Here is a 1691-nt window from a genome sequence, read left to right as displayed (position 1 = left end):
GTGCTTGGGTCATCTACGAGAAGTGGGACGAGAAACGCGCCGAGGTCGCTGAGGCAGGCGCCCCCGAAGCCCCCACACAACGCGTCAGCATCGGGGGTAACGGGATCGTCGCCGGACGCGACGTGAACCAAGGCAGCTTCAGCGCCTCAACCGGCGCGGACGGGTCCGGCGCCGACGCGCCCGCGGTCAGCAGCGATATCTCGATCGGCGGGGATGGGGTGGTCGGCGGCCGCGACGTCAACACCGACAGTATCCGCATCGGCGACTGATCGTTCTGAGCCGTCATGCGAGGCCGAAGCCGAATCCTGCTCGTCGCTGCCGCCCTCATGCTGCTGATGGGCAACGCTGCAGCGCGCCTCGACGTGGACATCGATGGCGACGGCGTTGTCGCCGGCCGAGACGCGAACATCGATGGTGGTGTTGTCTTCGGCCTCAAGGCACGGGAGATCGAGCAGCTGGTGCAGGCGCAACTCCGACTCGAGCGCACCCACGCGGAGGAGATCGGGACCATCGCCCAACGCCTCGGCGTCGCCGCCTGCGACGCCGTGCAGCTCCTGCGGGACCTCGCACAAGAGCGCTTGACCGCGGCCACAGCCCGCGAACGGGTCGCAGCGCTCCGTGCGGAGCAGCCTCGGGCGGCCGCCGACGGCATCGACGACTCCGCCGCACCAGCGAGCGCTGGCGAGGCTGCAGCGTCGGTGCGTCTCGGCCGAGGCATCGTCGCCCTGCGTGACATCGACATCGCCGGCGATGTCGTATTCGGTGTTTCTCGGTCCGAGGTCGAGCCCGTGCTCGCAACGCTGCGTGCGGAAGGAGCGGAACGGCTCGCGCAGCTCAACACGCTGAGCCTCGACCTCAGCGTCAGCCGCTGCGCCACGGGCAACTTTCTCGCGACCTTGGGTGAGCAAGCCGTGCCCATCGAGGACCTGCACGGGCGCTTGCAGCAGATTGCCCGTCAGCACCTGAGCCTAGTGGCGCAATGGGAGTCCATCAGCATCGAGGACCCCGAGATCACCAGCCTGCGCGACGCCGCCAAAACCGCCATCGACCGTGGCGACCATCCAACGGCGGAGCAACTGCTCGCCGAGGCCAGGCGGAGAATGGGCGAGAAGATCAGTCAAGTGAAGGCATTGGCGACCGATTTTGCACGTGTGGAAGGCGACATCGGTCGCCTCGCACTCATCGCCCTACGTTACGACGACGCCGCCGAAGCCTTCGCCAACGCCAGCGATTACGCCGCCAAGGCCGACGAGCCGAAGCGTGCGCTTGAGTATCTGGAGCTGGCGGCCGCGGCGTACCAAGACGCGGGACGCTACGACGAGGCCGAAAGCGCGTTCCGCGAGGTGCTGGCCGGGCTCGGCAAACCGCAGAACGACGCTGACAGCCTTCGCTTCGCGGTGGTGCAAAACAATTACGCAACACTCCAGTACGCCCGCTCCGAGTATTACGACGCTGCCGAGCAGTTCCAGGCGGCCTTGGCCACTCTGGACGGCACCGATGAGCCCCTACCCGCTCAGCCGTTCGCTCAACAGCGCGCCGTCGCCACAACCGGACTCGGCCACGCGGCCACGGCCCTTGGGGATTTCGCCGCCGCCCAGCCACCCTACAACGCCCACCTGGCCAGCCTGGCGGCCGGCTTCGGCCACCAGGAACCCAGGAGCCGCAGCCTGCTGCGCACCCCCCCCCGCCGG

At 68.2% G+C, this 1691-nt stretch carries 2 protein-coding genes; both read left to right on the top strand.

The window, feature by feature from the left end:
* On the top strand, window positions 1–269 hold a 269-nt coding region (locus tag I6U14_RS01525), incomplete at its 5' end, for a hypothetical protein (protein ID WP_296896306.1).
* A 15-nt stretch (window positions 270–284) separates the two neighbouring features.
* Window positions 285–1691 (top strand): hypothetical protein (locus I6U14_RS01520; RefSeq protein ID WP_296896304.1); only part of this gene is annotated, 1407 nt, incomplete at its 3' end.

Source organism: Thiohalocapsa sp., assembly GCF_019695415.1.
Taxonomy (GTDB): domain Bacteria; phylum Pseudomonadota; class Gammaproteobacteria; order Chromatiales; family Chromatiaceae; genus Thiohalocapsa.
The sequence above is the reverse complement of the archived record's forward strand: the minus strand, read 5'-3'. Positions and strand labels throughout refer to the sequence as shown.